Source organism: Paraburkholderia fungorum (genome assembly GCF_003610895.1).
GTDB lineage: Bacteria > Pseudomonadota > Gammaproteobacteria > Burkholderiales > Burkholderiaceae > Paraburkholderia > Paraburkholderia fungorum_B.
The window spans coordinates 79,995-106,933 of sequence record NZ_MCAS01000011.1; the positions used below are offsets into that span (position 1 = coordinate 79,995).

Annotated in this window: 23 protein-coding genes; 14 read left to right on the forward strand and 9 right to left on the reverse strand. The window is 61.2% G+C overall.

The window, feature by feature from the left end; genetic code table 11:
• Positions 1–567 precede the first annotated feature (567 nt).
• Both BCY88_RS12390 and BCY88_RS12395 read right to left on the reverse strand, forming a co-directional pair.
• Positions 568–1,425: a hypothetical protein gene (locus tag BCY88_RS12390; RefSeq protein WP_120344531.1), complete on the reverse strand. Its 858-nt coding sequence runs from the start codon at positions 1,423–1,425 to the stop codon at positions 568–570.
• Between the two features lie 746 nt (positions 1,426–2,171).
• A complete protein-coding gene (locus BCY88_RS12395; RefSeq protein WP_120344532.1) occupies positions 2,172–3,362 on the reverse strand; it encodes an enolase C-terminal domain-like protein in 1,191 nt (396 codons plus the stop codon).
• 113 nt (positions 3,363–3,475) lie between these two features.
• On the opposite strand from BCY88_RS12395, the gene BCY88_RS12400 reads away from it, so the two are divergent.
• Entirely contained in the window at positions 3,476–3,844 is a 369-nt protein-coding gene (locus BCY88_RS12400) for a winged helix-turn-helix transcriptional regulator (RefSeq protein WP_120344533.1), read from the forward strand.
• Between the two features lie 64 nt (positions 3,845–3,908).
• Here BCY88_RS12400 and BCY88_RS12405 read toward each other — a convergent pair whose 3' ends face one another.
• Positions 3,909–4,160, reverse strand: a complete 252-nt coding sequence (locus tag BCY88_RS12405; RefSeq protein WP_183081347.1) for a hypothetical protein — start codon at positions 4,158–4,160, stop codon at positions 3,909–3,911.
• Between the two features lie 123 nt (positions 4,161–4,283).
• Here BCY88_RS12405 and BCY88_RS39840 point away from each other — a divergent pair, with 123 nt between their 5' ends.
• Positions 4,284–4,445 carry a hypothetical protein gene (locus BCY88_RS39840; protein ID WP_183081348.1) on the forward strand — a complete coding sequence of 54 codons (162 nt, stop codon included), beginning with the start codon at positions 4,284–4,286 and terminating at the stop codon, positions 4,443–4,445.
• A 132-nt stretch (positions 4,446–4,577) separates the two neighbouring features.
• Here the strand turns inward: BCY88_RS39840 and BCY88_RS12410 are convergent, their stop codons facing one another.
• On the reverse strand, positions 4,578–4,763 hold the full coding sequence (locus tag BCY88_RS12410) for a 4-oxalocrotonate tautomerase (protein ID WP_120344534.1): 186 nt from the start codon (positions 4,761–4,763) through the stop codon (positions 4,578–4,580).
• Positions 4,764–4,882: 119 nt separating this feature from the next.
• Between BCY88_RS12410 and BCY88_RS12415 the strand changes: the two genes are divergently transcribed.
• Positions 4,883–5,782, forward strand: coding sequence for a LysR family transcriptional regulator (locus BCY88_RS12415; protein WP_120344535.1), 900 nt, complete (start codon positions 4,883–4,885; stop codon positions 5,780–5,782).
• Between the two features lie 520 nt (positions 5,783–6,302).
• Here BCY88_RS12415 and BCY88_RS12425 read toward each other — a convergent pair.
• Positions 6,303–7,271 (reverse strand): alpha/beta hydrolase, encoded by a 969-nt coding sequence (locus BCY88_RS12425; RefSeq protein ID WP_120344536.1) that lies wholly within the window; start codon positions 7,269–7,271, stop codon positions 6,303–6,305.
• Between the two features lie 807 nt (positions 7,272–8,078).
• On the opposite strand from BCY88_RS12425, the gene BCY88_RS39535 reads away from it, so the two are divergent.
• Complete coding sequence (locus BCY88_RS39535) at positions 8,079–8,339, forward strand: hypothetical protein (RefSeq protein WP_147408513.1); 261 nt, start codon at positions 8,079–8,081, stop codon at positions 8,337–8,339.
• Here the strand turns inward: BCY88_RS39535 and BCY88_RS12430 are convergent.
• The 4 genes from BCY88_RS12430 to BCY88_RS12445 all read right to left on the reverse strand — a co-directional run bounded on the left by BCY88_RS12430 (position 8,329) and on the right by BCY88_RS12445 (position 12,038).
• Complete coding sequence (locus BCY88_RS12430) at positions 8,329–8,661, reverse strand: FmdB family zinc ribbon protein (RefSeq protein WP_120344537.1); 333 nt, start codon at positions 8,659–8,661, stop codon at positions 8,329–8,331. The genes BCY88_RS39535 and BCY88_RS12430 overlap by 11 nt on opposite strands.
• 90 nt (positions 8,662–8,751) lie before the next feature.
• Positions 8,752–9,984, reverse strand: coding sequence for a formamidase (gene fmdA / locus BCY88_RS12435; RefSeq protein WP_120344538.1), 1,233 nt, complete (start codon positions 9,982–9,984; stop codon positions 8,752–8,754).
• Between the two features lie 104 nt (positions 9,985–10,088).
• On the reverse strand, positions 10,089–10,601 hold the full coding sequence (locus BCY88_RS12440; protein WP_120344598.1) for an AmiS/UreI family transporter: 513 nt from the start codon (positions 10,599–10,601) through the stop codon (positions 10,089–10,091).
• Between the two features lie 285 nt (positions 10,602–10,886).
• The gene (locus BCY88_RS12445; RefSeq protein ID WP_120344539.1) at positions 10,887–12,038 is read right to left on the reverse strand and encodes a LuxR C-terminal-related transcriptional regulator; all 1,152 of its coding nucleotides are present in this window, start codon (positions 12,036–12,038) and stop codon (positions 10,887–10,889) included.
• A 277-nt stretch (positions 12,039–12,315) separates the two neighbouring features.
• Between BCY88_RS12445 and BCY88_RS12450 the strand changes: the two genes are divergently transcribed.
• The 10 genes from BCY88_RS12450 (at position 12,316) to BCY88_RS12500 (ending at position 26,930) form a co-directional block, all read left to right on the forward strand.
• Positions 12,316–15,063 carry an ATP-binding protein gene (locus tag BCY88_RS12450; RefSeq protein WP_120344540.1) on the forward strand — a complete coding sequence of 916 codons (2,748 nt, stop codon included), beginning with the start codon at positions 12,316–12,318 and terminating at the stop codon, positions 15,061–15,063.
• Positions 15,060–16,334, forward strand: coding sequence for an EAL domain-containing response regulator (locus BCY88_RS39845; protein WP_183081349.1), 1,275 nt, complete (start codon positions 15,060–15,062; stop codon positions 16,332–16,334). Before BCY88_RS12450 ends, BCY88_RS39845 begins: the two co-directional genes overlap by 4 nt.
• 905 nt (positions 16,335–17,239) lie before the next feature.
• Positions 17,240–18,442, forward strand: coding sequence for a pyridoxal phosphate-dependent aminotransferase (locus tag BCY88_RS12465; RefSeq protein WP_183081350.1), 1,203 nt, complete (start codon positions 17,240–17,242; stop codon positions 18,440–18,442).
• A 100-nt stretch (positions 18,443–18,542) separates the two neighbouring features.
• Positions 18,543–19,727 carry an acetylornithine deacetylase gene (gene argE, locus BCY88_RS12470; RefSeq protein ID WP_120344543.1) on the forward strand — a complete coding sequence of 395 codons (1,185 nt, stop codon included), beginning with the start codon at positions 18,543–18,545 and terminating at the stop codon, positions 19,725–19,727.
• Between the two features lie 81 nt (positions 19,728–19,808).
• On the forward strand, positions 19,809–21,197 hold the full coding sequence (locus BCY88_RS12475; RefSeq protein WP_120344544.1) for an MFS transporter: 1,389 nt from the start codon (positions 19,809–19,811) through the stop codon (positions 21,195–21,197).
• Between the two features lie 122 nt (positions 21,198–21,319).
• Entirely contained in the window at positions 21,320–22,405 is a 1,086-nt protein-coding gene (locus tag BCY88_RS12480; RefSeq protein ID WP_120344545.1) for a porin, read from the forward strand.
• Positions 22,406–22,465: 60 nt separating this feature from the next.
• On the forward strand, positions 22,466–23,608 hold the full coding sequence (locus BCY88_RS12485) for an aminotransferase class V-fold PLP-dependent enzyme (protein WP_120344546.1): 1,143 nt from the start codon (positions 22,466–22,468) through the stop codon (positions 23,606–23,608).
• Positions 23,609–23,657: 49 nt separating this feature from the next.
• Positions 23,658–25,076, forward strand: coding sequence for an amino acid permease (locus BCY88_RS12490; RefSeq protein WP_120344547.1), 1,419 nt, complete (start codon positions 23,658–23,660; stop codon positions 25,074–25,076).
• 13 nt (positions 25,077–25,089) lie between these two features.
• Complete coding sequence (locus BCY88_RS12495) at positions 25,090–25,836, forward strand: ethyl tert-butyl ether degradation protein EthD (protein WP_120344548.1); 747 nt, start codon at positions 25,090–25,092, stop codon at positions 25,834–25,836.
• Entirely contained in the window at positions 25,833–26,930 is a 1,098-nt protein-coding gene (locus BCY88_RS12500) for an LLM class flavin-dependent oxidoreductase (RefSeq protein ID WP_220669666.1), read from the forward strand. Before BCY88_RS12495 ends, BCY88_RS12500 begins: the two co-directional genes overlap by 4 nt.
• The last annotated feature ends 9 nt before the right edge of the window (positions 26,931–26,939 follow it).

Sequence of the window (26,939 nt, forward strand, 5' to 3'; positions counted from 1 at the left end):
GCTGTTGCGACCGTCTTCGTTCTTGTTATGCCTATTATAGGAACAATGAGGCTGGTAATAAGCTGATTCTAACAATGGTGCATCTTTGGCGTGGAGTGCTCAGCTGTCACGTTTCCTCCGAACACACTCTCGCGAGCTAGCCGAACGCTTTCATTAGTCATGCTCCGTCGCAGTTGGTCGCATACGTACCGCGACCATATCGCATTGCTAGCCGAATTCCTCGCCGATCCTATCCGGCTGCGCTCGCCGCAGAGCGGCTGTATCCGTAACCTCCGTGTCATTTAGGCGACAAATGGACATAACTTGTGGTCATATCGGATTACACACTCGCCGACTGTGGCGGAATCGTTTTCGGCTCTAGCGCGATAGTGCTTTGGTGTTACCAACGAAAGCGCGAAAGTAGTTCGCGAGCGCCCATACTACGAGCATCAGATTGCCGCCTGACCCGCTGAATCCTAGTTCGCACTCGTTCAACGTGGTTCGCGACGGGCGAGAGTCATACTGACCGTATGCATGGACGCATATGGCAAGTTCAGTGTCGGTATCCCTTGACGCGTTTCAAAAACCTTACTGACGATCAGTGCTTGCAGTTTGCTTCGACCCCGTGACATCGGCCACGAATTCAGTAGCCGTGCGCGCCACGTCTGCTTCGATTTTTTCGAAGCGCTTGATCAGGCGCTGTTCGTAGTTAACATCGTATCCGTCAATCTCCAATTCCCTTCGCATAGCCGCCATCACCGGTGCACTCGCGCGCATGATGGTCCCAATATTCGATGTCGCGAATTCTAGATAACCTCTATGCAACGCATTGACCGAGTCGTAAAGCTTGGATCTTTCCGCGATCGCGACGTCGGAGACTCCTTTCTGTATCGTGAAGGATCGATTTAGCGCTTCGAAGATGTGTTTTTCGGTTCTTGCTGCTTCATTGAATGCGGCCATCTCGGAAAGTATGCGTTTCATTTCTGCTTGGGCGTTCTCAAATACCTGCGTTTGCGACTTTATCTGAGATTTTATGTGCTGAATGGGCAACAGCTTCGCTACGGCTTTCACAAAGTACTTGGTGTGTATCCCCATCAAGTCCGCGATCGCATCCGATGTCTCGATATTAGCGACCAACTGAGCTTTAGCGGCTGCCGCATGAAACGGCTTTAACGCATCAGATACGTTCTGACCATCCTTTATGTCTTCGTTGCTCATGCCACCTATGTACGCGTTGACCGTGGAAAATTGCTCCAACAACTCCAAATAAACAGCTTTGCGGACATCAGCACGCCGTTGTGTTGACTTCTCCTGCGCATCGTGGCGAAGTTGTTGCGTCAGCCTGTCTGTATTGCTTTTGTTGGACATCCAGACACCGATGAAAGCGATGGACGAGCCGATTGCGCCTGACCAGACAACATCTGGAACCCCGAGGAAATCACTCATTTTTTCTCTCAATATTTCGTCTAATCAGCAATGGTACAACTAAGCCAGAAACCAGACTTGTGCCCATAAAAAAAGACAAAATTAGATGCCGCGCTACGATCGCGCTACGTGTGACAAATTCTAGGCCAGCGAAACCGCGCATAGGGTGCAGATGTTCTATCAGGCTAAAAAGGGTGTGGGTTTTTCTGCCTCAAAGCTATGAATTACCGTTCACATATACAGTATCCGATTGCTCAGCAAACCCTTATAGCATCATGTAAGGCATGCCAAGAGCCTGTGTTTACTCACAGCTGTAAAGGACTTAAGATCCGCCGCCTCACGGCTTGTCGGTTCGAGTCCGATCCCGGGCACCAAGTTGTATTCCGTCGACTTCCCGGATATTGCCTAAACCCTTGATACAGCAATGCTTCGAGGGTTTTTTGTTTCCAGCGGGCCCCATGGTCTTCGGCGTCAGCGCCCGCCCCGTCAAACTTCCCGAGGGATACCGACGTTCGTCGTTCATGGCGGCCGTCCGCTGCCGGCGCACTAGCGGCGGCAGAAAACTTTCGCAAGAAGCCGTTTCCAACGCGCCGCACTCCTTTCCCACGTTGTCCGATGCGATGAAAATTGAGTGACTAGGCTCGCGAGGATCGCAAGCGAGCCGATCACATCGAGCAGGGTTAACATCATGGATTGCTCACAGCGGCATACGTGTCAAAAGGGCACTGTTCATTGGAGCGGTATTGCCGGGTTGCGCCTGACGCGGATCAATCGCCCACCCAGTTCCGCAGCTCAGGGAACACGCGATGAAACGTGCGCATGAAGTCGGCATGCTGTTCGAAGCCGATTCCTGGCGCATCGGGTACCTCCGCGAAACCGCCGTCGATACGCATGACGTCAGTACCCGTCGAGAACGGATAGAACGCGAACGGATTGAGTTCAGCGCCGCCCAGGCCAAGTGCTGCCACTACGTGCAAGCTGAACAGATGCCCGCCATGCGGCCAGAACGCGCGCGCGGGCCAGCCTTCGCCTTCGAAGTAGTCGACGATCTGCACGAAGCCGGTCAGCCCGTAGCAATGCACCGGATCGAACACGAGCACATCGCGGTCCTTGCGCAAACCGCCGTACCGGTTCAGCAAGCGCGCCTCCGGAAGCGAGAAGAGCGCTTCTCCCGCGGCAATCGGATTCGCGTAAATGGCGGCGACATCGGCCTGTGTCGAGAAGTCCAGAGGATCGCAAATGTCTTCGAACCACCAGAGATCGAACCCGGACAGCATCCGGGCAGCCGATGCAGCGGTGGTGGCTGTATATGTGTTCATTGCGTCGACGGCCAGACGGGCGCCCGACGGCAATTGCGCGGTTGCAACTTCGATACGGCGGCGATCGATCTCCAGAGTCGACCCGCCTATCTTGATCTTGACGCGAGTAAAACCGAGATCGACGCATGCACGCATTTCGTCCGCCAGTCTCGTGAGGTCGTCTTCGGGATATCGATAGCCACCGCCTGCATACACCGGCACGCTCGCGCACTGCAGGGGGACGCGCCCCTGACGTCGAGCGATATGCTGATACAAAGGCTCGCCGGCAATCTTCGCGGCGGCGTCCCAGATGGCCATGTCGAGCGTGCCGACCGCAACGCAGCGTTCACCGTGGCCGCCCGGCTTCTCGCCGGCCATCATCACGCGCCACGCGCCGAACGGGTCCAGGTTCGTGCCGGACGCATCCGCTAACGCACCGTCCTGCGCGCTCAGCAGGCGCGGCGCGAATCGCTCGCGGATCAGTCCGCTCTGCGCATAACGCCCGACAGACCCATACCCGAGTCCGACAATCGGACGCCCGTTGCGCATGACATCCGTCACGACGGCTACCACGCTGGTATCGAGACCGCCTGAGGCGATCGTGGGATCGGCGTAACGCGATACGGGAACGGGAGACTCCAACACATTCTCGATTCGCATTAACGGTTCGCCTTACGGAGGTTCGTCTCCCGGAAAAAATCCGCCATACTTCTCTCCATGCTGGTCGGTACTGCCGATTGACAGCTTAGATAGGCTGCTTTAAAAAGTAAAGCATGAAGATTCCAAAAATTGGACAAGCCGTTCGCGGATCGAAGTCGGGCCGACCCATCATGGTTGTGCTGGATTTGCTCGGGCGCCGCACTACGCTGCGCATTTTGTGGGAGTTGCGCGGTCCGGCAATGACGTTTCGAGCCCTGCAGGATGCCTGCGACACCAATGCGCGTTTGCTGAATATCCGGCTGACGGAGCTGAAGGCATCCGGTCTGGTCGAGCATGGCGAAGGCGGCTATTGCATGACCGCCGAAGGCCGGCGGCTGGAAGCCGCGCTCCAGCCTCTGCTGGGATGGGCCCGGCAATGGGCAAAACGGGACCCCGATGCACTCGACGCCGCCGATCGCGAACAATCCAGCCGGGATGGATGATCGGTTGGCGAACTCAGTAGGAAATGCAATCCTCTCATTGGCCCAGCGGAACATCGAACCATCATCAAATTTTCGGGATCCGTATCCGGCTGATCATGAGTGAGCCCGACAGTCCGATGACGAGCGTCAACAAGTGACGCACTCCGCCTCCCATCGCTATCTCGCCGAACCACATAGACGGGCCGATCCCATTGCACAAGGTGGCAATGCAGAGCATCAGCACGATGACGATCGACGTCGGGATAAGCGTTCCTTCGAAGTACTGCGCGTTCCCGGTCTGGACCGCTAACGCCTGCGCAATTGCGAGTCTATTCATCGGTGTTCTGGTTGACAGCGTAGACATCGTGCTTTAAAAAGTAAAGCGCGCGGGGAGTGCGAATTCTGGCAGTTGGCGCAAACGGTCGCTTCTGGTGGTGCGAGAGTCGCAGGATCCTTTCCTATGCAATCACTTATTCTGATCACGCCTATTTTCGCGGCGGCGGACTTCGCCGCGGTGTCGGCGGCCGGCACCTTGTTGCCCGCGGGCTGGGGCAACGCGACCATCGACTGCACGCTCAAGATTGTCGGTCCGCCCGACGGCGACACGCTCGTGGCGCGTTGACGCGTGCTTCATGCGGCCAGGCTGCTGACAATCGCGGAACCTCACGTTTATTCGTACCGGAATGGCAAGGAAAAACTTTGCGCCACGATGCTCGCGACCGCGCGCAACCTGGCGCCTACAGGCTAATCGGGTTCATCCGTCCGCAAGCAGCTTACCCGCTTTAGCCCAGGCGTCGCGCGGCACTTCGGTGATCACGACTTCCACGCTCTCGGGCGGACAAGCCAGGGTTTCAACCGTGACCCGCGTCACTTCGCGAACGAAGGCGCGCTTTTGTTCCAGCGTCCGGCCAGGATGCATTTCCAGATGTAAAACAGGCATGACAGTTCCTCTGTAGGCGACACCCCGAATGGAGCGTCAATACCTTCAGTGTCACGCACTTCGGACGCCGGATAAACATGCGATGATTTGAGTCATTCAAAACCTCGTGGTTCTCAATCATGGACAAACTGGCGGGCATGGCAATGTTTGTGCGAGTGGTGGAAAGCGGCAGCTTCAGAGCGGCTGCCGTGATCAGCGACGTTTCCCCGACCATGGTTGCCAAGCATGTCAGAACAATCGAGCAACGACTTGGTGCACGTTTGCTTCATCGCACTACGCGCCGGCAACAGCTTACTGAAGTAGGCCGGCTTTACTACGAGCGCTGCAAGAGTGTGTTAGCGGAAGTGGAACTTGCCGAGGCCAGTGCGTCGGAGTTGCAGGCCAGCCCACGCGGTCAGGTCAGATTGGTGGCGCCGGTCAGCTTTGGTAGCCAGAGCCTTGTGCCGGTATTGACCGCCTACCTGGATCGTCACCCTGAGGTCAGTGTCGAACTGACACTCGACAATCGCGTCCCCGACCTGATCAACGAAGGTTACGAACTCGGGATTCATATCGGCGCAATAGACAACGACGGGCTGGTCGCGCGTCCGCTGCAGCCCTATCGCAGGATACTGGCTGCTGCGCCGGCCTATCTGGCCCAGCATGGGCAGCCAGAGCATCCCGAACAGTTGGGCTCGCATGTCTGCCTGGGCTTGTCCTACTGGAGACATCACGACCGCTGGTATCTGAGTGGACCTGGTGGAGAATCTTGTGAGGTGCCGGTAAAAGGCCGATTCAGCTCGAACCAGGGGAGTGCTTTGCGCGTTGCCGCGTTGCACGGTGCCGGCATCGTCCTTCAGCCCGAAGCGTCTTTGGCCGACGATGTTGCTGCCGGTCGTTTGGTCCACGTACTGCCGGCCTGGTCGTATATGCATACGCCTATGCATTTGATCTACGCGCAGGATCGCCGGCCCACGGCAAAGTTGCGCAGTATCATTGATTTCCTGCTGGCGCGATTCGAAGTTGTTCGTACTCCTTGATCATATAACCCGTCGATCTATAGGTGGAGAATTTGAACTTGCTTACGCTCGCTCGCGGTGTTCAAGCCGGCTTGCAGATCCGGCCGCGCTGGCCCGCACGACACGTCTACGTGGACGCACGAGTTCTGGGTAGGCTTCAGTCTGTCCAGACTGAGCTGCCTGCGGAGATTACGTTGATCCTGACACGTGGCTACGAGCCGCCGGCGTCCAGTCTTGGTTTTGCCCGCAGTCGGTTCCGCGCGATGGGCATTGGTCTGTTCCGCTTGTTCTATCCCGCGAGACGCCACGAGTTAGCCGATATTTTCGGAAGCAATGGACATGATGTTGACGGCACACATGTTGACGTCTCATTCAGATTGAATGGTCGTCGCGTGAGGATGTTGCCGCTGGGCGTATTTACGCCTCCTTTCTGGCAGCGGCGTCGCGTGCGGCGATACGCTTCGGCTCTTGTGAAAATCAATTCCGCGCTGACACGGCAAGGGTTTCAGCTTCACCATAACGCAACGGAAAAGCTGCAGATTCATTGCGATCTGATCCCCGATCGCAGCCTCTCCCTCAGGAACACACCGATGGCCTCAAGAGCCTGTCCCGATGCCTTCAACGCCCCGATCCTGCCAGCGAATCCGTGCGGCATCCCCATCCAGACATCAACTCGCGCGTCTACACCTGCGGCGATGGCACGTTTGACATATTCAAGCGAGTCGTCAAGTAGCACTTCATCGTCTCCCACGTGAACGCGGACAGGAGGTAAGCCGGTCAACCGGGCATGGAGCGGCGAAGCGTGGGGGTGTTTGGGATCGGCGCCACGCAAATAGGCATTCACAAGCTCAGACACTTGCGCGCGCGTGAAAAGCGGATCGGCATCCGCACGCGTCTCGTACGACGCACCGGAGAGCGTCAGATCGGTAACGGGTGACAACGCAACCACCCCAGCGAGAGTCGCCTTCGCAGAGACGTCGCTTTCGGCGATGCGCGATGCGAGCACCAAGGCGAGGTTGCCGCCGGCCGAGTCCCCGGTTATGGCAATCCGGAAAATGTTTCTCCCATCGAGTCCGCGATAACAGGCTAGCACATCATCAACGGCTGCCGGGAACGGGTGCTCTGGCGCCAGCCGATAGTCCGGCACAAAGGCCTTCGCTCCACCCCTCGCCGCGATATGTGCAACAAGGTGACGGAATGCGTTGGCGGAGCCGAAGTTAAACCATCCTCCATGTAGGTGGAGGATGGCTTCGCCCGGCCGACTGTGCTCAGGAATCGCCCAGATTCCTGGGACGCCGCCCACGGTGTCATGTTCGAACCTCACATTTTCGTGCGGCAAAACGCTTTCCATCATGGCGTCGAAAGCCCCGCGTGCCTCGATCCCTAACGTCATGCCCTTGGTGGAACTGGCGCCGGCTCGCATCATGTCAGTGAGCTTCCTATCGTCATGATCGAGTGGATGCGTCACGACAAAATGGTTCGATACGTCGTTAGCGGGTGAATTTTCCATTGTCAACACCTTCGTCGTGTAAGAGACATGTCGCCGCTCTCACGGCGCTTCGGGCACGGATGTGGCTCCGGGCGAGAACTTCGACACCAGCGTTCCCTGCTTGACCAATCACCTTCTTACATTCCCCAATCCTGCGACGTGGCAGGGCGAGGAAGCCTGCAAAGGCGAGATACCCGCGGACACCAGATGTCTGTGACCGGACCTGTGTACGGATCATAAATTGGCAGCGCGGAGGCGCATATGTCCTGAAGTGCAAAGCAACGTTGCGCGTGGCAGAACGCCGGATTCTCGACGAGGACCCGGCTCCGATGCTTTGCCGGCGGTGGGAAACGGTTGGGGAACGTTGCTCTCTTAAGGTAAAGGTGCGACTTGAGTACTTCACCCCTTTTTGATCCTTTTTAGCCCGGAATGGTTGCTCGACGGATTTCGATGCAACGACCGATTTCCAGGTGGAAGAGACGTGCGCAACGATGCAGAGGCACCGGCGGCAGGATGCACCTCGACACGCACGAACGCTGGCAGCATGGGTGACTGCGATACGACGATACGTTCACTGACCCGCAATTTCTTAGGTAATCGGTAGTGCGAATATTCAATTCGAAAGGAAAACCATGGGTAATGGCATTGCGCCGACACCCTGAGAATTCTGAGTTGGGGGATCGACATCCGCGTTATCCGCACCGAGTTCGGCATTGAGTTCGCGTACGCCAAGGCTATGGGAAACCCCAAAACAAAGACCTTCACGACGCTCCCAGATCAGTTCTTCATACGACTCCAGGTGTTACGCCCAGATGAGTCCGTATCCGGATGAAGACTCAGGGCGGCGACTGTATCGGAATCTCCACGGGAATACATGCCGCTCGCTCATTCAACTCCAGGCTTTTCACTAAAGAAGAGGGCATCATGCCGCGACTATTGGATACCAAAGGCATCAAGGAAGTCCTGTCAAATTACAATCAAACGCAGGCCTATTTTCCAGGCACGGACGATACGCCGACCTTCAACGGCCCTGTCGCGCCGCTTTTGCATCTGCGCCACTGCGGCCCGTCGTCCCAACTCAATGACTGATCATCCACGGCCGCGTGCCGGGGAACGTTCGCGTGCTGCCGGCATTGGCGGTTTTCGCCGGCTTCGCCGCACCGCAGCCGCAACCCGGTCCATGCCGATGCCCATAATCCTTCGAGCTCACCGGGGCATGCGCGTTGCGTTCGTTGGTCGAGTGTGCCGCGCGCTGTGCTTGCGGCATCAGTGCCAGCATTGCACCGCTCGTGACGACCCGCGTCGTTTGGATACCGCATTGCGGGCAGAGGTGGGGCAGGTTGCGATCGGCGATACTGCGCATCGCATCGAAGCGGCCGCAGGAGTGGCATTCGTATTGATAGATCGGCATCGTCACTGTTCTCCGTGAGTTTGACGCTGGCGAAGGCGCAAAGCCCGAGGCTTCGTGCCTTCGCACAGCATGGATCGATGGAACGCCGCTTCAGGTCCGGTCGAGCGACAAGGGCAGGTCTACACCGCCCTTGACATGGCGAATCGGACCGTCGGCGTTGGGGCGAATGTCGAAGTCGAATATCTGGGTGGGCAGCCACAGGGTCGCACAGGCGTTCGGAATATCGACGACCCCGCTGATATGCCCCTGAACCGGCGCGGTGCCGAGGATCGAATAGGCCTGTGCGCGTGAATAACCGAATTTGGTCAGATACTCGATGGCATTCAGACACGCCTGGCGGTAGGCGACATGTACGTCGAGGTAATGCTGCTTGCCCGCTTCGTCGACGGAAATGCCTTCGAAGATCAGGTAGTCGTCATAGCGCGGTGTGATTGGGCTCGGCTTGAAGATCGGGTTCCTGACGCCGTACTTGGCCATGCCTCCCTTGATCAGGTTGACCCTCATGTGGACCCATCCCGCCATCTCGATCGCACCGCAGAACGTGATTTCGCCGTCGCCCTGGCTGAAGTGGAGATCGCCGACAGACAGTCCCGCGCCGTCGACATAAACCGGGAAGTAGATCTTCGAGCCGCGCGAGAGATCCTTGATATCGCAGTTGCCGCCGTGCTCGCGCGGCGGCACGGTGCGTGCGCCTTCCGCGGCTGCTTTCTTGCGCGAATCGCCTGTCAGCTTACCCATGTGAGCGGTGGATGCGAAGGGCGGATTCGCAAGCGGCGGCACGCGATCCGGCTCTGTCTTGATGAAGTCGATCTCACGATCGTTCCATGCTTTCAGCAGCTTCGGATCGGGCAGACAACCAATCAGGCCCGGATGAATCAGACCGGCGAATTCGACGTTCGGAATATGGCGAGACTTCGTGAACAGGCCGTGAAAATCCCAGATGGATTTTTGCGCGTGCGGAAAGTGCTCGGTCAGGAAGCCGCCGCCATTCTGCTTCGAGAAGAAGCCGTTGAAACCCCACTGGCTCTCCGCCTTCGTGCCGATGTCGAGCAGGTCCACGACCAGCAGGTCGCCTGCCTCGGCGCCATGCACGCCCACCGGCCCCGACAGGAAGTGGACGATGGAGAGATCGATATCGCGTACGTCGTCGGCGGAATCGTTGTTCTTGATGAAGCCGCCGGTCCAGTCATAAGTCTCCAGGATGAAGTCTTCGCCGGGTTTGACCCAGCATGCCATCGGAATGTCCGGGTGCCAGCGATTGTGAACCTGTTCGTTTTCGTACGCCGACTGCTTCAGGTCGACTTTGATGAGCGTCTCAGCCATGGCTAGTGTCTCCTTGCATTGGATCGATCCGGCGTGCCTGCCGCCGTGGAAGAAGGCTTCTTGCGAAGCACGTTGGGGATTCGTCGGGAACGCGTTGGCAGCGGCTATTTCAGCGTGCCGCTCAGCAACAGGTAACCTGGCAGCCAGCCGGTGAGGATCCCCGTAATCACGGTGACCGCGCCGGTCAGTTTCACAATGGGGCGCTGCATGGCCAGCAGGATGAAGAACAGCAGCCACAGGAAAGCCCAGCCGAACCAGCACAGCGCAAACCAGATGCCCCACATCGATGAGGCGTGCAGCAGGGCGTCGATGGCGACGGGAACGGCGGTGATGGCGACGAAGAGACTGAACCAGCCGAGACCTCGGCCGTCGGCGCCGTTATAGCGATTGATGGCCACCCAGAAATAGGTGAACGTGAAGAGCAGCGTGAGCGCCGCGGCCTTGATCGACGCGAGGTCGGCACCGGTGCCGAATGCGAGGTGCAGCGAAACGAGCAGGGTGATGCCGCCTGAGAACACGTTGATCACCCAGATCTCGCGATCGCCGATTCGTCCGAGCAGCCACAGGCCGTTCAAAAACAGTACGGCGCCGACATAAAGCAGACTCAGACCCAGCATGGTGACCTCCATGTCTTCCACGCACCGCGGTGCCGGCAGGTCATAAGTTATGCCTGGCTACACTGCGTGTCCCGGTGGCGTGGGACGTCCGCTGGCAAGTTTCGAAATCGCCAGACGGCGCCGGGACAGAAGCCATCATAGGCAGGTGGCAGCTCGCTCGAATCCCCCGCCGCAATGATTCTCTTGTCCCTTTGAAAGGGGAGGCAGATTCACCCAGTTGGGTGAGGCGCGGCGTCGGCTATCGTGGTAGCGTGGTTAAGCGAGGGGGCGTGGCGGGAGTGAAGCTCAGATGGCGAGGCAGATTCGCCCGTGCAGGTGCACGAGTTCCATTTGGCCGTGAGTGTCGGTTTTCAGGAAGATCTGCTTGAGATGACTACGCGCGGTGTTTTCGGATACGTGCAATTCGTGCGCCACGCTGGCGATCGAATGCCCTGTGACGATCAGCGCGTTCACCCGGGCTTGCGCCGGGCTCAGGCCGAACTGGCGTGCGAACGAACAATCGACATGATCGTCCTCGGGGCGTGTATTGAGTGCGCTGACAATGGCGAGGCCGCGAACTTCGCCGAGCTCGGCGCAAAATGCCGCGCCCGCCGGACGTATCGACACGACCATCGGTTGAACACCGCCTGGCGCGGACAACGACAGCACTTTCGTCGCGTCAGTGTGCTCGTCCGCATTGGGATGCGTGGCGCTGGCAATGGCTTGCTGGAAGATGCGATCGTCGGCGGCCGTCGCGGCGGCAATGCGGCCTCCGTCGACGCGCAAGCCCGCACCGCGCTCGCAGATGCGTTGCGCGCCACGATTGCCGAAGACCATTCTTGCCTTGGCGTCGACCAGCATGGCCGCGTGAGCATGGGTATCGACGATGCGCTTGAGCGCGGTGTTCAGGCCGTCGGCTTCCCAGCGCCGCCAGCGATTCTCGACAGCGAGCGCAAGATGCGACAGCAGCGAGCCGAATGCTGTTTTCTCGCGTGGCCCGAAACGGGGGTCGTCCGGGCCGCGATGCAGGTCGACGTAGTAGACGAGCTCTCCGCGTCGTGCAACAACGCCGCACAGGCGGTGATAGAGGCCGTGCGGCAACAGGAGGCCGTGATAGAAATCGGTTTTGACGAGGTCCCTGTTGCTCAGCAGTTCCTCGCCGGCCATCACGCGGCCGGGACGGTAAGCGTCGCTCGACAGGAACCACGGATTACGCGAGGCGTAATCCGACAAGGCCGCGCACAAGCCAGGATCGCGCGGCGCTGCATACAACGCGGCGCCTTGCCGGCTGACGAAATCGTGTTGGGCGAGCGCGGCCCAGCGAACCTGAAAACGCTCCCGGATCTGCGCGAATACCGCGTGCCAGGCGTCTTCCGAGTCGCCGGCTGCGTGGACACGGTAGACAAGGTCGTCGCTTGCGAAGGGGGCAAAGGCGCTGGCGGATAGCCGCGTCGTCATGTCTGTCCTGATACAGGTTAGAGGTCCGACTGGCGCGGTATGGTTCGCAAAGGTTCGCAAAACATGACGTCATACCGGCACCGGAATACGCTGCCGCCAGTGTTTCGAGTCGACCTTCAGAAGTCAACCCGCAAAAACCCGGCAGGCTGTGAGCGGGCTGTGCCGGACATGCTGGCGGCGTGTTGCTGCGGGGCCTGTTTCAGCGAATAATCGGATCGGCCCGGAGACTTGCCGATGCCCTTTCACCTGCTTTGAGCCGATCTTTTATCGTAGGGCCATGCGAATCAAACGCGACTATCAATCCTGGGTGGCCAACGAAACGCTGGAGGATTACGCGTTGCGCTACGCAGCGCGGTCCTACCGGAGATGGTCGCCATTCGCGCTCGCCAACACGGCGCTGGGCGGCATCTCGTTCCTCGCGCTCGAGGCGATCGGCGCCAGCATCACACTGAGCTTTGGTTTTCACAACGCGTTTCCCGCCATTCTGCTGGTGTGCGCGCTGATTTTTCTGGTCAGCCTGCCGATTGCGTATTACTCGAGCGAAGCCAATGTCGACATCGACCTGCTCACGCGCGGCGCGGGCTTCGGCTACGTGGGTTCCACCATTACGTCGCTGATTTACGCGTCGTTCACGTTCATTTTCTTTGCGCTTGAATCCGCGATCCTGGCGCAGGCGCTCGAACTGGCCACCGGCATCAACATCGTGGTGGGCTATTTGCTGTCGTCGCTATTGATCATTCCGCTGGTGTTTTTTGGTGTCACGTTGATCAACAAGCTGCAGATGTGGACGCAACCGCTTTGGGTGGTGCTGTTGCTATTGCCGTTTGTCTTCATCCTGTATCGGGAACCCGGTGTGCTGAGCCGCTGGGCTGCGTTTCCGGGCCTCGGCACCGGCGGCGCGCCGGGAGCGGGGCATGGCATCAACCTGCTGCTTTTCGGCACCGCCGCCGGCGTGCTGTTTTCGCTGATGGGGCAGATCGGCGAACAGGTCGATTATTTGCGCTTTCTGCCCGAGCGAACGCCTCACAACCGGTGGGCGTGGTGGAGCGCCATGCTGCTTGCCGGTCCGGGCTGGATCGTGGTCGGCGGACTCAAATTGCTGGCCGGCAGTTTGCTTGCGGTACTCGCGCTGCAGGACGGCGTTTCTGTCGGCGACGCGGTGGTCCCGGTGCGCATGTACGTGACGGCCTATGAGCATGTGTTCGACAACCATGCGATCGCACTCGCCGTTGCGACCGTCTTCGTTGTGATATCGCAGGTCAAGATCAACGTCACGAATGCCTACGCGGGTTCGCTCGCGTGGTCGAACGTCTTTGCACGCCTGACGCACTATCACCCGGGCCGGGTGGTGTGGCTGGTTTTCAACGTGCTGATTGCCCTGTTGCTCACGCTGCTGGGTATTTTCAAAACGCTCGAAACGGTCCTCGGGGTCTACTCGAATCTCGTCATAGCGTGGCTCGGCGCGCTCGTCGCCGACCTCGTGGTGCTCAAGCCGCTGGGTATCAGCCCGCGCAAGATCGAGTTCAAGCGCGCGCATCTGTACCAGATCAACCCGGTTGGCTGCGGCGCGATGCTGATCGCCTCGGTGGTGTCGACCTGTGCCTTTGCGGGTTTGTTCGGCGACTACGCACGCGCGTATGCCGCGTTCATCGCGCTATTGCTGGCGTTTGTCAGCGCGATTGCGATCGCCTATGCAACCGGTGGCCGGTATTACATCGCGCGTGCCGATCTGCGCTACGGCGAGGCGCGCCGTGACGAACTGGTCCGTTGCTGCATCTGCGAGCGCGACTACGAAGCCGCGGACATGGCCCATTGCCCTTTCAACCAGGGGCCGATCTGCTCGCTGTGTTGCGGGCTCGACAACCATTGCCGCGATAGCTGCAAGGAGCCGGAAGCGGCCAGCGCGACTGTGCCCGCTAACGCGTTGCCGGGGCCCGCGACCTTGGCGCCGGATTTCGGCCGCCGTATCGGGCGTTTCTTCGGCCTGTTCGTGATTGCGTCGACGGCGACCGGCGCGGTGTTTCTGCTGTCGTACCGACTCATCGAGATGTCCGATGCCGCGACACGGGCGCAACTCGCCAGCGTGCTCCTGCACACGTACGCCGCGACCTTGCCGCTGCTCGCATTCGGCGTCTGCTGGATCGTGCTGTCGCAGGAAAGCCGTGAACTCGCGCAGGGCGACCTGATCCAGTCTCTGCATAACCTCGAGGAAACCCGCAAGGATCTTGTGGAGTCGGAAAAGATGGCGTCGCTCGGCGGTCTGGTGGCGGGTGTCGCCCACGAAATCAATACACCGGTCGGGATCGTGGTGAGCGCGGCGTCCTATCTGCGCGACCGCACCGAGGCGACCAGCGGCAAGCTGGCGCGTCAGGAGCTCACCGCGGACGAACTGGCTCACTATATGCGCGATGCCGCGCAGTCGGCCCGGCTGCTGCTCTCGAACGCCGACCGCGCTGCCCGGCTGGTGCAAAGCTTCAAGCAGGTGGCGGTCGACCAGACGAGCGAAATACGGCGTCAGTTCGATCTGAGCGACTATCTGCGCGAAACTGTGCTCAGTCTCGAACCGAAGCTCAAGGAGGCGCAGGTGTCGCTGCGCGTCGACTGTCCACCGGGCATCCGCATGGACACGTTTCCAGGACCGCTTGCACAGGTGCTGACCAATCTCGTCGTCAATTCGCTGGTGCATGCGTTCGCGCCTGGGGAGGCCGGCCAGATCGTCATCTCGGCGCGCAGGGCGGGCGACCACGACGTGCTGATCGAACATCGGGACGACGGCTGCGGCATCCCCGACGAATTGCATGAAAAGGTCTTTGAACCGTTCTTTACCACGCGGCGCGGCTCAGGGGGCAGTGGTCTCGGCTTGCATCTCGCCTATGCGCTCGTGACCCGTACACTGAACGGCAGTCTGTCGGTCCGCAACGGGACGCCGTCGGGCGCGGTGTTCGTCATGTGCCTGCCGCGCGTTGCCGCGACCCATAGCGGCACGTCGAACGTAATTCAGATCATGCCGGGGAGAACGCGATGAATACGCCCTCGTGGCTGCGCCAGGTGGCGGCAACGGATGCCGCTCAAGACCGGAGCATGCCGGCGGAACCGGGCTGGACAGTTTTGCTCGTCGACGACGATCCGGAGATTCACGAGGTCACGCGAATGGTGCTGGCCGACGCCACCTTTGCAAACCGGCCTATCGGACTGGCCAGCGCATTCTCGGCGGCGGAGGCGAAGACCTACCTTGCGACCCATCCGGACACCGCGCTGATCCTGCTGGACGTGGTCATGGAGGCGGATCATGCCGGGCTCGAACTCGTGCGCCATACCCGCGAAATCATCCGCAACCGGGACGTACAGATCGTGCTGCGCACAGGGCAGCCGGGCATGGCGCCCGAGCGCGACGTCATTGTGCAGTACGACATCAACGGCTACTTCCTGAAGACCGAATTGACGGCGCAAAAGCTGACGTCGATCGTGGTCGCGGGCTTGCGCGCGTATCAGTACATCAAGGCGCTCCAGCCGGGTCACGCATCGCCGGCAACTTCGGCGGCGCGCAGTCTGGTGGAACCGCAGGAACAGGAACGGCGTGCCCGGATCGTCGCAGATCTCGTGACGGCAGCCCAGACCGGGCTGGTCGGCGTGCAGGCTTTGCCGCAAGTGGAGCTCGCCTCCAGCGCCGTGCTTGGGGTCGAGATACAGCCGGCATGGACAACGCGCGAAGGTGTGCTGAGGCCGGCGGAAATCGTCGCGCTGACAGACGACGTTGGACTGCATCTGTCGCTCGACACGCTATTGTTACGTCGCGCATGCGAGCTCGCGCGAGACTGGCGCAACAACAGGACACCCGCACCGCGCGTCTCGGTGCCGTTGCTGTCGACGCGCCTTGACGATGTCGAATTGACGGCGCTGGTCAAGCAATGTCTTGACGACACCGGCCTCGATGGCGCCGCGCTGGATTTGCAGTTGAGCGGCGCGGTTCTGCGCAGGATGCGCACGGCGGCGCGCGCGTTGCAGGCAGAAGGCGTGTCGATCACGCTGGTCGATTTCGGTCCTGAGTTGATCTCGTTGTCGGGCCTGCATGGCCTGCGACCCGACCGGATCAGGATTCACCCGACTTTCGTGCGCGACGTGACGCACGAACCAGAGCGGGCCGCGGTCGCACGCTCGATTGTGGCGCTTGCGCACACGCTCGGGATGAGCGTGATTGCCGATGGCATCGCCAGCGACGACGATCTTCAGTTTTTCCGCTGGGAAGGCTGCGACTTCGGCCAGGGTGAGGCGCTCGCCGCTGCGTGGAGTCTCTGAACCCTATGCGCCTGCCGGGCGAAGAATCTGGGGGCTGATTTCGTTCCGGCCCCCAGCGGGGAAAGTGAAGGTGCCCCCTGGGCTTTTTCACATTGACTGCCTGACCATCCTTAACACTACGTCACCCGCGATCGTCTTATGCTTGACGGCTAACGAATCGGGGGATTTCATGACTTACCCATACGACTTGATTTCGGGCGGTTTTTGTCTGGCTTTGGCCGTTGCGTGTCTCGTCGCGCTGCTGATTGCCTGACGCCGTTACCCACCACCAGGTAGCAGGGCAACCGCCCGAGCCACGAGCAGATACTGGCTACCTTCATTCCTCGTCGGCTTTCGAAACCACCGTTGCTCCCAGACGGAGAGCGTGCCCCTTTTTTCGGTGCCGCCGCCGATCGCCGCACATCCAGCAAAGCAGGGGGCGGCGTTCTGTCCGCCGGTGTGCCGGGTCACGTCACGTCGCCCACCAGACTTGCAGCAGCCGTTTCATCAGGCAGCGCGGCGCTGAGAATCGGCCATCGGGTCGATGCGTCACCGTGCCAGCCTGAGGGTCTGCAGCTCTGCTGCGGTGCGAGCAAGTGCGCCGGAAGAGTGGTTCGCCACACCCTATTCGGGCGCTGCGCATAATCGGCTGACATCGGCTGACTGACCGCGCCGATGTCGAGCCGGTGCAACTCCACCTCAAGTCCTCCGTGCGACCGAACAGCGGCCGCCATCTTCCTCACAAGTCACGCCGCATAGGCCGTCTGGCCCGCTGACGGCCGCCTATCCGTAGAGACCCCTAGCCGGGAAAAGCTTGACACCTAAATTATGTGCAAATAATCTGAATTCAGAATGTTGAATTTAGTTCGAGACCCCGGCTGGTGTCCTCGTAAAGGATCACCCCGTCAAACTGGAAAGGACTATCCGTGCCAGACGCATTGCAGGCTGCGCGCATCGTGAAGCCGACGATCTCAGCGCTTGAGGATTCACCCATCATCGACGTATGGCGGCTCGGGATCGACCGCCCGGACGTGATCGGTCTGTGGGCCGGGGAGAGCGATCTGCCGACCCCGGCGTTCATTTGCGAGGCTGCCAGCGCGGCGCTTGCGCAAGGCAAGACGTTCTACTCGCAAAATCGCGGCATCCCGCCGCTGCGTCAGGCCATTCGCGACTATTACGCGCGGCTGTGCGGCGTCGAGATCGACGATGGCCGGATTTCCGCGACATCGTCCGGGATGAACGCGGTGATGCTGGTTGCGCAGGCGATAGTCGGCGCGGGCGATAACGTTGTTTGCATCACGCCCTCGTGGCCGAACATCCTGCGCGCGATTTCGATCCTGGGCGGGGAGGTGCGCGAAGTGCCGCTCGGCCACGACGAAAGCGGCTGGTCGCTCGATCTGGAGGCTTTGTTCGCGGCCTGCGACGGCCGTACCCGCGCCATTTACTTCGCTTCACCCGGCAATCCGACCGGCTGGATGATGGAGCGCGCTGAGCAGCAGCGCCTGCTCGACTTTGCGCGCCAGCGCGGCATTGCGCTGATCGCCGACGAGGTCTATCAGCGCATTGTCTATGACCGCGATTACGCGCCTTCGATGGTTGAAATCGCACAACCCGACGACCCCGTCTTTATCGTCAACAGCTTTTCGAAAGCCTGGGCGATGACCGGCTGGCGCATGGGCTGGATGATCTTCCCCGAAAGCATGACGGCGGATTTCGAAAAACTGATCCAGTTCAATACGAGCGGCGGCCAGGTCTTCTCGCAGGAAGCCGCTGCACTCGCGTTGACCGAAGGCGAGCCGTTCGTGAAGTCGTTCGTCGAGCGGTGCAGACGCGGACGCCAGATCGTGCTCGATCGTTTCGCCCGAATGCCCGGCGTGCAGGTCGTGCCCAATCTCGCGTCGTTCTATCTGATGTTCGAGATCGAAGGCGTCACGGACACGCTCGAATTCTGCAAGCGGGCGGTGCTCGAGGCCGGCGTCGGTCTCGCACCCGGGATGGCCTTCGGTGCCGAGTCGGCGCACCAGATCCGGCTTTGCTACGCGCGCAGCGACGCCAGCCTGAGTGAAGCCATGGACCGTCTCGCACCGTTTATCGCACGCGTCGCGCAACCCGTCATACAGACCGGCTAGCGGCTCTCGCCGCTGTTCCTTCTGATTCGCATCGATCGCAGGCGCCACGCGTCCGCGAGGGTGCGGCACGCATGCAGTTCGACCGTATTGAGGATTCCAGATGACAGACACTGCCAACGCCAGACCATCGCAAGCAACCCTCGATTGCCTGAGCCAGTTGATCAGTTTCGACACCACGAGCCGCAACTCCAACCTGGCGTTGATCGAGTGGGCCGCCGAGCGTCTCGAGTCGGCCGGTGCGACGCTGCGTTACGACTACAACGCGGAGCGCTCGAAGGCGAATCTGTTCGCCACCTTCGGCAATGGGCCCGGCGGCGTCGTGTTGTCGGGGCATACGGACGTCGTGCCGGTGGATGGCCAGGCGTGGACCAGCGATCCATTCGCGGCGCAGATTCGCGATGGCCGCCTGTATGGCCGCGGCGCGTGCGACATGAAGGCGTTCATCGGTGTCGTGCTGGCGCAGGCGCAGCGTTTCGGTGCCGCCAGGCTGCGTGAGCCGCTGCACGTCGCTTTGAGTTATGACGAGGAAGTGGGCTGTCTCGGCGTGCCGGGCCTGATCGCGGCGATGAAAGACGCGGGACTGACGCCGTCGGGCTGCATCGTCGGCGAACCGACCGGCATGCGGGTGATCGCGGCCCACAAGGGTGGACGCATCTACCGGTGTCACGTGCGGGGTTGCGCGGCGCATTCGTCGCTGACGCCGAAGGGCTTGAACGCGATCGAATACGCGTCGCGGATCATCTCGCGCATTCAGGATCTCGCGGAAGAGGAAGAGGCGCATGGCGAGCGTGCCGACGGTTTCGACGTGCCGTTCTCGACCATCTCGACCAACACGATCGAAGGCGGCAACGGCCGCAACATCATCCCCGCCGACTGCGAGTTCTACTTTGAGTACCGCTTCCTGCCGGGCGTCTCGCCGGAGCGCTTCATCGACGCGCTCAAACATTATGTCGACGGCACCGTGCTGCCAAAAATGCGCGCCCGTAACCGGCTAGCCGACGTCTCGTTCGAATGCGTGGGCAATATCCCCGCGCTCGATGCAAGCGATGCGGACGAGATTCACCGTCTTGCGATGGCGCTGATCGGCGACGTGCATGGCCGCGGCGGCAAGGTGGCCTACGGCACCGAAGCGTCGTTCTTCCAGAACGCCGGGGTGCCGGCAATCGTGTGCGGACCGGGTTCGATCGATCAGGCGCACAAAGCCGACGAATATGTGTCGCTCGACCAGCTTTACCAGTGCGAGCGCTTCATCGGCCGTCTGTTCGAACGGGTGAGCATGGCCTGAACGTTGCCGCTGCATCCGGGGTTCTGTTCTTACGCCGCTGTTTCCTTCGTCGTTCCATTTCGAGCCGCACGACCAGCATTCATGCCAACCGCCCATTCCTCACTGCCGATGCCTGACGCCATTGAAACCGCACGCGACGCTGACCTGTTCCGCAAGGTGACGTGGCGCCTGATGCCGATTCTCTTCATCAGCTACATCGTCGCGTATATCGATCGCGTCAACATCGGTTTCGCCAAATTGCAGATGCTCGACGATTTGCATTTCAGCGCGGCAGTCTACGGTTTCGGATCGGGCGTGTTCTTCGTCGGCTTCCTGCTGTTCGAGGTGCCGAGCAATCTGATCCTGTACCGCGTGGGCGCCCGAGCGTGGATTGCGCGAATCATGGTGACGTGGGGCGTGATTTCGATGTTGACGCTGTTCGTGAAGACCCCGGCGGCGTTCTACGCAATGCGTTTTCTGCTCGGTGCGGCCGAGGCGGGTTTTCTGCCGGGGGTGGTCTATTACCTGACCCAGTGGTATCCGAAACACCGGCATGGGCGCGTGATCTCGCTGTTGATCACGGCGGCGGCGGCCGGCGGCGTGGTCGTCGGTCCGCTGTCGGGCTGGATGATGGATGTGTTCACCGACGTCGGTTCGCTGCGTAACTGGCAATGGCTGTTCCTGCTGCAAGGCATCCCTGCGCTGATCGTCGGAGCAGTGGTGTTTATCGGCCTCGCGGATTCGCCGGCCAGGGCGAAATGGCTGAGCGCGGCCGAGCGGGAACGCCTGCTCGCCATCGTCGAAGCGGATCGCACCGGCACGCATCAGCGCGCGCGCATCCGGGACGCGTTCGGCGAAAGCAAGGTCTGGCTGCTCGGCGCGGTGCTCATCGCGCTGAATCTCGGCATCTATGCGGTGGTGTTCTGGACGCCGACGATCATCAAGGCCGCCGGCTTTGTGCACTACCGGACCATCGGTCTGATCTCCGCGATTCCCTATCTCGCCTCCGGGGTGGCGATGCTCCTGCTTGGACGCAGCTCCGACCGGGTTGGCGAACGGCGCTGGCACATCGCCGGCGCATGTGTCGCCGGCGCGCTGGGGCTCGTTTTCAGTGTGATGTTCACCGGCCGGCCGTTGTTCTCGATCGCGGGCATCGTGCTGGCCACCGCGGCCTTCATTGGCGCGACGCCACTCGTGTGGGCGCTGGCCTCGAACTTCATGAAGGACCGCGCCGCGGCGGCCGGCTTCGCGCTGATGAATGCGCTCGCGGCACTCGGCGGTCTATTCGGCCCCTATCTGATGGGGGTTGCACAGGACCTCACCGGCAACACGGCAGTGTCGATGCTCGGCGTGGCCGCCTGCGCGGTGGCCGGCAGCCTGATCGTGCTGTTCCTGCCCGCACCGCGGCGCCTCGCGGACCAGCACGACGCACGTTTTCACCCGGACACAGGCGGCGCGCCGCAGGTCACGGATCACAGCAGGACGCAGTAAGACGCGCAGTTAGACGTTTCGTTTTGAAAAAGCAGCCGGTTCACCCGCCGACGCGCGGCGCTGTTGCGCGTCTCCTTCAATTCGCCTGACGCATTCGTCTCACCCTAACCTGATCGCGATCGATGAAACCGACGCCTAGAAAAATTGCCGCCTCCACGCTCCTCGCCGGCTCCTGTGCCGGCATGTCGATGGCCGCACACGCGCAAAGCACAGTCACGCTGTACGGCATCATCGATGCCGGCATTACCTGGGCCAGCAACGAGGGCGGCCACTCCGTGCCGTTTCTCGACACCGGCGTCATGCAGGGCAACCGTCTCGGCTTCAAAGGGGCCGAAGACCTGGGTGGCGGCATGAAGGCGATCTTCGTCCTCGAAAACGGCTACCAGTTGCAGAACGGCAAGCTGGGGCAGGGCGGCGCGCTGTTCGGCCGCCAGGCATGGGTGGGCTTGTCCGGCAATCGCTGGGGCGTGCTGACCGCCGGGCATCAGTACGACTTCATGTGCGACACGCTGGAGTCCTACTACACACCGACCTGGTCGGCGGGCGGCTATGCAAACAATCCGCTCGATAACGACCGGATGAGTGGGCAGCGCGTCGACAATTCAGTCAAGTACATGTCGCCCGATCTGGCTGGTTTCAAACTAGGGGCGATGTACGGCTTCTCCAATCTTGCCGGCGATATCAACGGCAAGGGGCGCACCTACAGCTTCACCGCTGTCTACTCGCGCGGCAACTTCAGCGCGGGCGCGGCCTATACGGAGGTTAGCGGGACCACCCTCGATATTTCGCCGCTGGTGGGGTCGGCTACGCCGGTCAATGTCGGCGGCAGCAAGCTGCGGACGTGGGGGGCGGGCGCCGACTATCAGTTCTCCAAAGTGACGGTGTACGGCGTCTATTCGCAGGCGCAGTACGAGTCGGCGAACGGGCTGCCTTCCGCGATGTTCCGCAATTACCAGGGTGGCGTCTCCTACACGAATGTCGCGCAGGTCTATGGTATCGGCTATGGGCTGACGACCCTGGGCGCGAACAGGTACCACCAGCTGAATCTGACCTTCGACTATTTCCTGTCGAAACGGACCGACGTATACGTGCAGTCGATCATCATGCACGCGACCGGCGACTCCCCAACCGCCGCGATCATCAGCATTCCTGCATCGTCGAATGGCAATCAGGTGTTGCTGCGGCTCGGTATGCGCCACAAGTTCTGAACGGCTTGCACGGCGCCCCGACCTCTAACCTCTGTCGCACTACCTCACACACACGTATTCATGCAATCGAACGTAAATTCATCGCCGGGCACATACGACGGCTGGCTGATGTACCACTCGGTCGGCCTGTTTCCCGATCAGGAAGCGGTGGTGCGCGACGCGCTGGCGCAGTTCGCGTCGAGCTGGTGCGCACCCGGTCTCAAGCGCTGGGACGAAGGGCTCGCGGCGCGGCAAGGCGTGCTCGACAACTGGGCACGCCTTGTCAATGCGGACCCGCGCAACGTGTTCGGCGCCGAGAACGTGACCGATGCGTTCGGCAAGTTCGTCGCGGCGCTCGGTACGCGGCTTACTGGCCGCAAGGTGCTGATTGCCGCCGATTGTTTTCCGAGCCTGCATTTCCTGCTCTCGGGTCTGGCCGGCACGTTCGGCTTCACGCTCGAAACCGTGCCGCTGGCAGCCGGTGCGGCGTGGGTCACGGACGACGCTTTCATTGAAGCATGGCGCGACGACGTCGGGCTCGCGGTCGTCACATGGGTCACGTCGACCGCGTCGAAGCGCGCCGATCTCGACCGGCTCGTTGCGCACGGCCGCAAGCAGGGCAGCCTGATCGCGGTCGACATTACGCAGGGCGCCGGCATTCTCGACTTCGACGTGACGAGGCCGGCCGTCGATTTCGCCGCGACGACCACGCTGAAATGGCTGTGCGGGGCGCCCGGAACCGGCCTTGGTTATGTGTGTCCCGCGTTGCTCGACAGCGGGCTCGCCCCGCAGATGACCGGCTGGTTCAGTCAGCCGGATCCGTTCAATTGGGATATCACGCGTTTTTCGCTGGCGGCGGAAGCTCGCCGGTTCGACACCGGCACGCCGTCGTTCCTGCCGTTCGTGGCGTCGGCGCCAGGCCTCGCATGGCGGCTGTCCGGCGCGGCCGATGGGCTGCGCGAGCGCAACCTGCGCTTGTGCCGCGCGGTGATCGAGGTGCTCGAAGCCAAAGGCTACGCACTGCATTCGCCACGTGCCGACGCGGCTCGCGGCGGCAGCGTGATGGCGACGCTGCCCGTGCATATCGATCCGCAAACGCTGGAGGCAAGGCTTGTGCAAGCCGGCGTCGTGGTCGATACGCGTGGCCGCGTGATGCGTTTTTCGCCGGGCGTGCTGACGCACGACTCGATCGCGAGCCGGCTCGCGACGCTTTTGCCTGACTGACCCGCGTTTCCGTCGACGTGGTTTTGCGCCTGTTAAAGGGAGTCTTCAGATGGAAGTCACACCCGCAACAAACCGGGAAGCCGGCCTCGAAAAAGCACTGAGCCAGCGTCAGATCACGATGATCGGCATTGGCGGCGCGATCGGCACTGGGCTTTTCATGGGCAGCGGTATTGCGATCGGCTATGCCGGCCCGGCTGTACTGATCAGCTATGCGATCGCCGCGCTGGTAGCCGTCATCATGGTGTTCAGTCTTGCCGAGATGGCGGTTGCCCATCCGTCGGCGGGATCGTTCGGCACCTATGCCGAGATGTATCTGAACAAGTGGGCCGGGTTCGTCGTGCGTTACACGTACTGGGTGATCGAAGTCGTCGCGGTGGGCGGCGAGGCGATCGCGGTCGGCATCTACATGGGTTTCTGGTTTCCCGGCATACCGGTGTGGTGGTGGTCGCTCGCCTTCGGCGCGGTATTGGTCTATGTCAATTGCCGTTCGGTGACCAACTTCGGTTCGTTCGAGTACTGGTTCGCGCTGATCAAGGTGGTGGCGATCATCGCGTTCATCGTGTTCGGCCTTGCCGCGATCTTTGGCTTCGGCGGCCTGGGGATATTCGGTGCAGGTGCGCATACGGAACCGGTGGGGATGCATAACCTGACCGGATTGCCCGGTGGCTTCATGCCGCACGGTTTCAGTGGCGTGTGGATGGGCGTGCTGATGGCGATCTTCTCGTTCTACGGCGTCGAAGTAGTCGCGGTGACGTCGGGCGAGGCGCGCGATCCGCAGAAAGCGATCCCGCATGCATTGCGCTCGATGGTGCTGCGTCTCACGCTGTTTTACCTCCTCGCGCTCGGCATCATGATTACCTATCTGCCGTGGACGGAAGCCGGTGCGAAGATCGTGCAGCAAAGCCCGTTCGTCAGGCTGTTCGAACACGCCGGCGTGCGCCATGCCGCGGGGCTGATGAACTTCGTCGTCGTCACCGCGGCGCTCTCCAGCATGAATACGAATCTGTATCTGTCGTCGCGGATGATGTTCTCGCTGGCCCGCGGCGGTTTCGCGCCGCGCTGGCTGGGCACGCTGACGGCGCGCGGCACGCCGCTCGCCGCCACGCTGGTGTCGGGGCTCGGCGTGCTGGTGGCCGCTCTCATCTCGTTCCTGAGTCCGCTGGCGTACAACTATCTGTTCGGTATTGCGCTGTTCGGCGGGATCATGGTGTGGATCGTTATTCTCGTGACGCACCTGCAGTTCCGGCGTGCATGGCGTGGCCGCAAGCTGCTGGTGCGCATGCCGTTCTTTCCGTATGCGCAGATTCTCGGGATTGGTTTGCTGGCGGCCATTCTGATCACCATGGGGCTCGATACCGGTTTCTGGAACATTTCGTGGATCGTCGGCGTGCCGTGGCTGCTGCTGGTGTCGCTCGTGTATTTCATGTTCCGTAAGCGGCTCAGCGGACTTGCCGCTGTATCGACCTGAGCCGGATGCCGTCATGCAGATCAGCTACTTCCTGTTGTGGCAGGCGAGCGCTGCGCGGCCGCCGGTGCTCGACGTCGAGGCCGCGTATCGATGCCTGCGTGCCTGGTCTCGCGACGTGCCGCATCTGAGCCGTTACGTCTTGCATATACCGGGTGCCGGCAGCGATCCCTATGGTGACGATGTCGACGGTCCCACGCTGGTATTGCAATGCTATTTCGACAACCCCGTGGCGCTCGATCTCGCGCTTGCCGGACACGGCGCATTCGAGCGATTGCTGCAACACGATGTGTTCCGCGATCTACAGGAAGCATCGGCGTGCGAAGTGTCGCAGCAGGCGATGCTTGTGCGCCGCTATACGCCGCCTGCTGACGAAGCGCCGTGCGAGACGCAGCGTTGCACCTATCTGGTCGCATACGAAAGAGGCGAGGCTTCATCCACCGGTTTCGACGCGTGGCTCGCGGACTACCTGACGCATCATGTGCCGCTGCTGCAAGCCTTTCCCGGTCTTCTCGAACTGGAGGTGTACACACCGGTCCACTGGACGAGCGCATTACCCTTTGCGCGCGCGCAAGCCGCACAGCGTAACAAGGTCGTCTTCGCCGACAGCGCCGCGCTGAGTGACGCACTCCATTCGCCGGTACGTCACGCGTTGCGTGAGCATTCGCGACGTGCCCCGTCGCTGGGCGGCGGCAGTACCCACTATCCGATGACCAGCCGGTCGCTGCAGCTGCGGCCGGTCAACGACAGGGAGACAACGTGAGCCTGACTTTGAATCCAATGCGTGGACCCAATCCTTTCAAGGTGGGTGTTTTCTCGGCCAACGCCGACGGCGGTTTGAGTTTCACCACCGTTCCCGAGCGCTGGCGCGCGGGCTGGGACGACGTGCAGCGCGCGGCGCGGATCGCCGACGAAGGCGGTCTCGACTTCTTCCTGCCGATTGCACGCTGGCGCGGTTTCGGCGGCGCGACCGACGTGCGCCAGTGGTCGTTCGAAACGTTCACGTTTGCCGCCGCGCTCGCTGCGGTAACGCAACGGATCGCGTTGTTCATGACGGTGCACGTTCCGCTCGTGCATCCGCTCTACGCGGCCAAGGCGCTGGCGACCGTCGATCACATCAGCCATGGGCGCGCCGGGTTGAACATCGTCTGCGGCTGGAACCCCGACGAGTTCGCGATGTTCGGCATGCAACTGAATCCGCAGGGCTACGCACAGGCGGCAGAATGGACGGAGATTCTCCAGCGGCTCTATACGTCCGCGGAACCGTTCGATTTCGACGGCCAGTTCTATCAGTTGAAGGAGGCCATTTCGCGGCCGGTGGCGGTGCAGACACCGCGCCCGGTGACGATGAATGCCGCGTTCGGGCCGCCGGGACGCGATTTCGCCGCACGGCATTGCGATTGCCTGTTCACGACGTTCTCCGAACTTGAGGCGGGGCGCCAGCATATCGACGATATTCGCCAACGCGCGCAGGCGGTGCAACGCGAGGTGCTGGTCTACACGGTAGGGCATGTGGTTTGCCGCGAGACCGAAGCGGAAGCGCGCGCCTACTACGACCACTATTCGCGCGACCATGCGGACGAAGCCGCGCTCGACTATCACATGCGCCAGAAGAAAGGCTTTAGCCAGAGCCACGACGACGCGGCCTACCGTCTCTACCGGCAGCGCTTTGCCGCGGGCACGGGCACTTTCCCGCTGGTCGGCACGCCGCAACAGATTGTCGACACGCTGGTGCAGATGCATCGCGCCGGTTTTGCCGGCGCCGCGCTGTCGTTCGTGAACTATGCCGACGAACTGCCGTTCTTTTGCGAGCGGGTCGTGCCGTTGATGCGCGAGGCCGGTCTGCGGGTCGATTGATGAGGCATA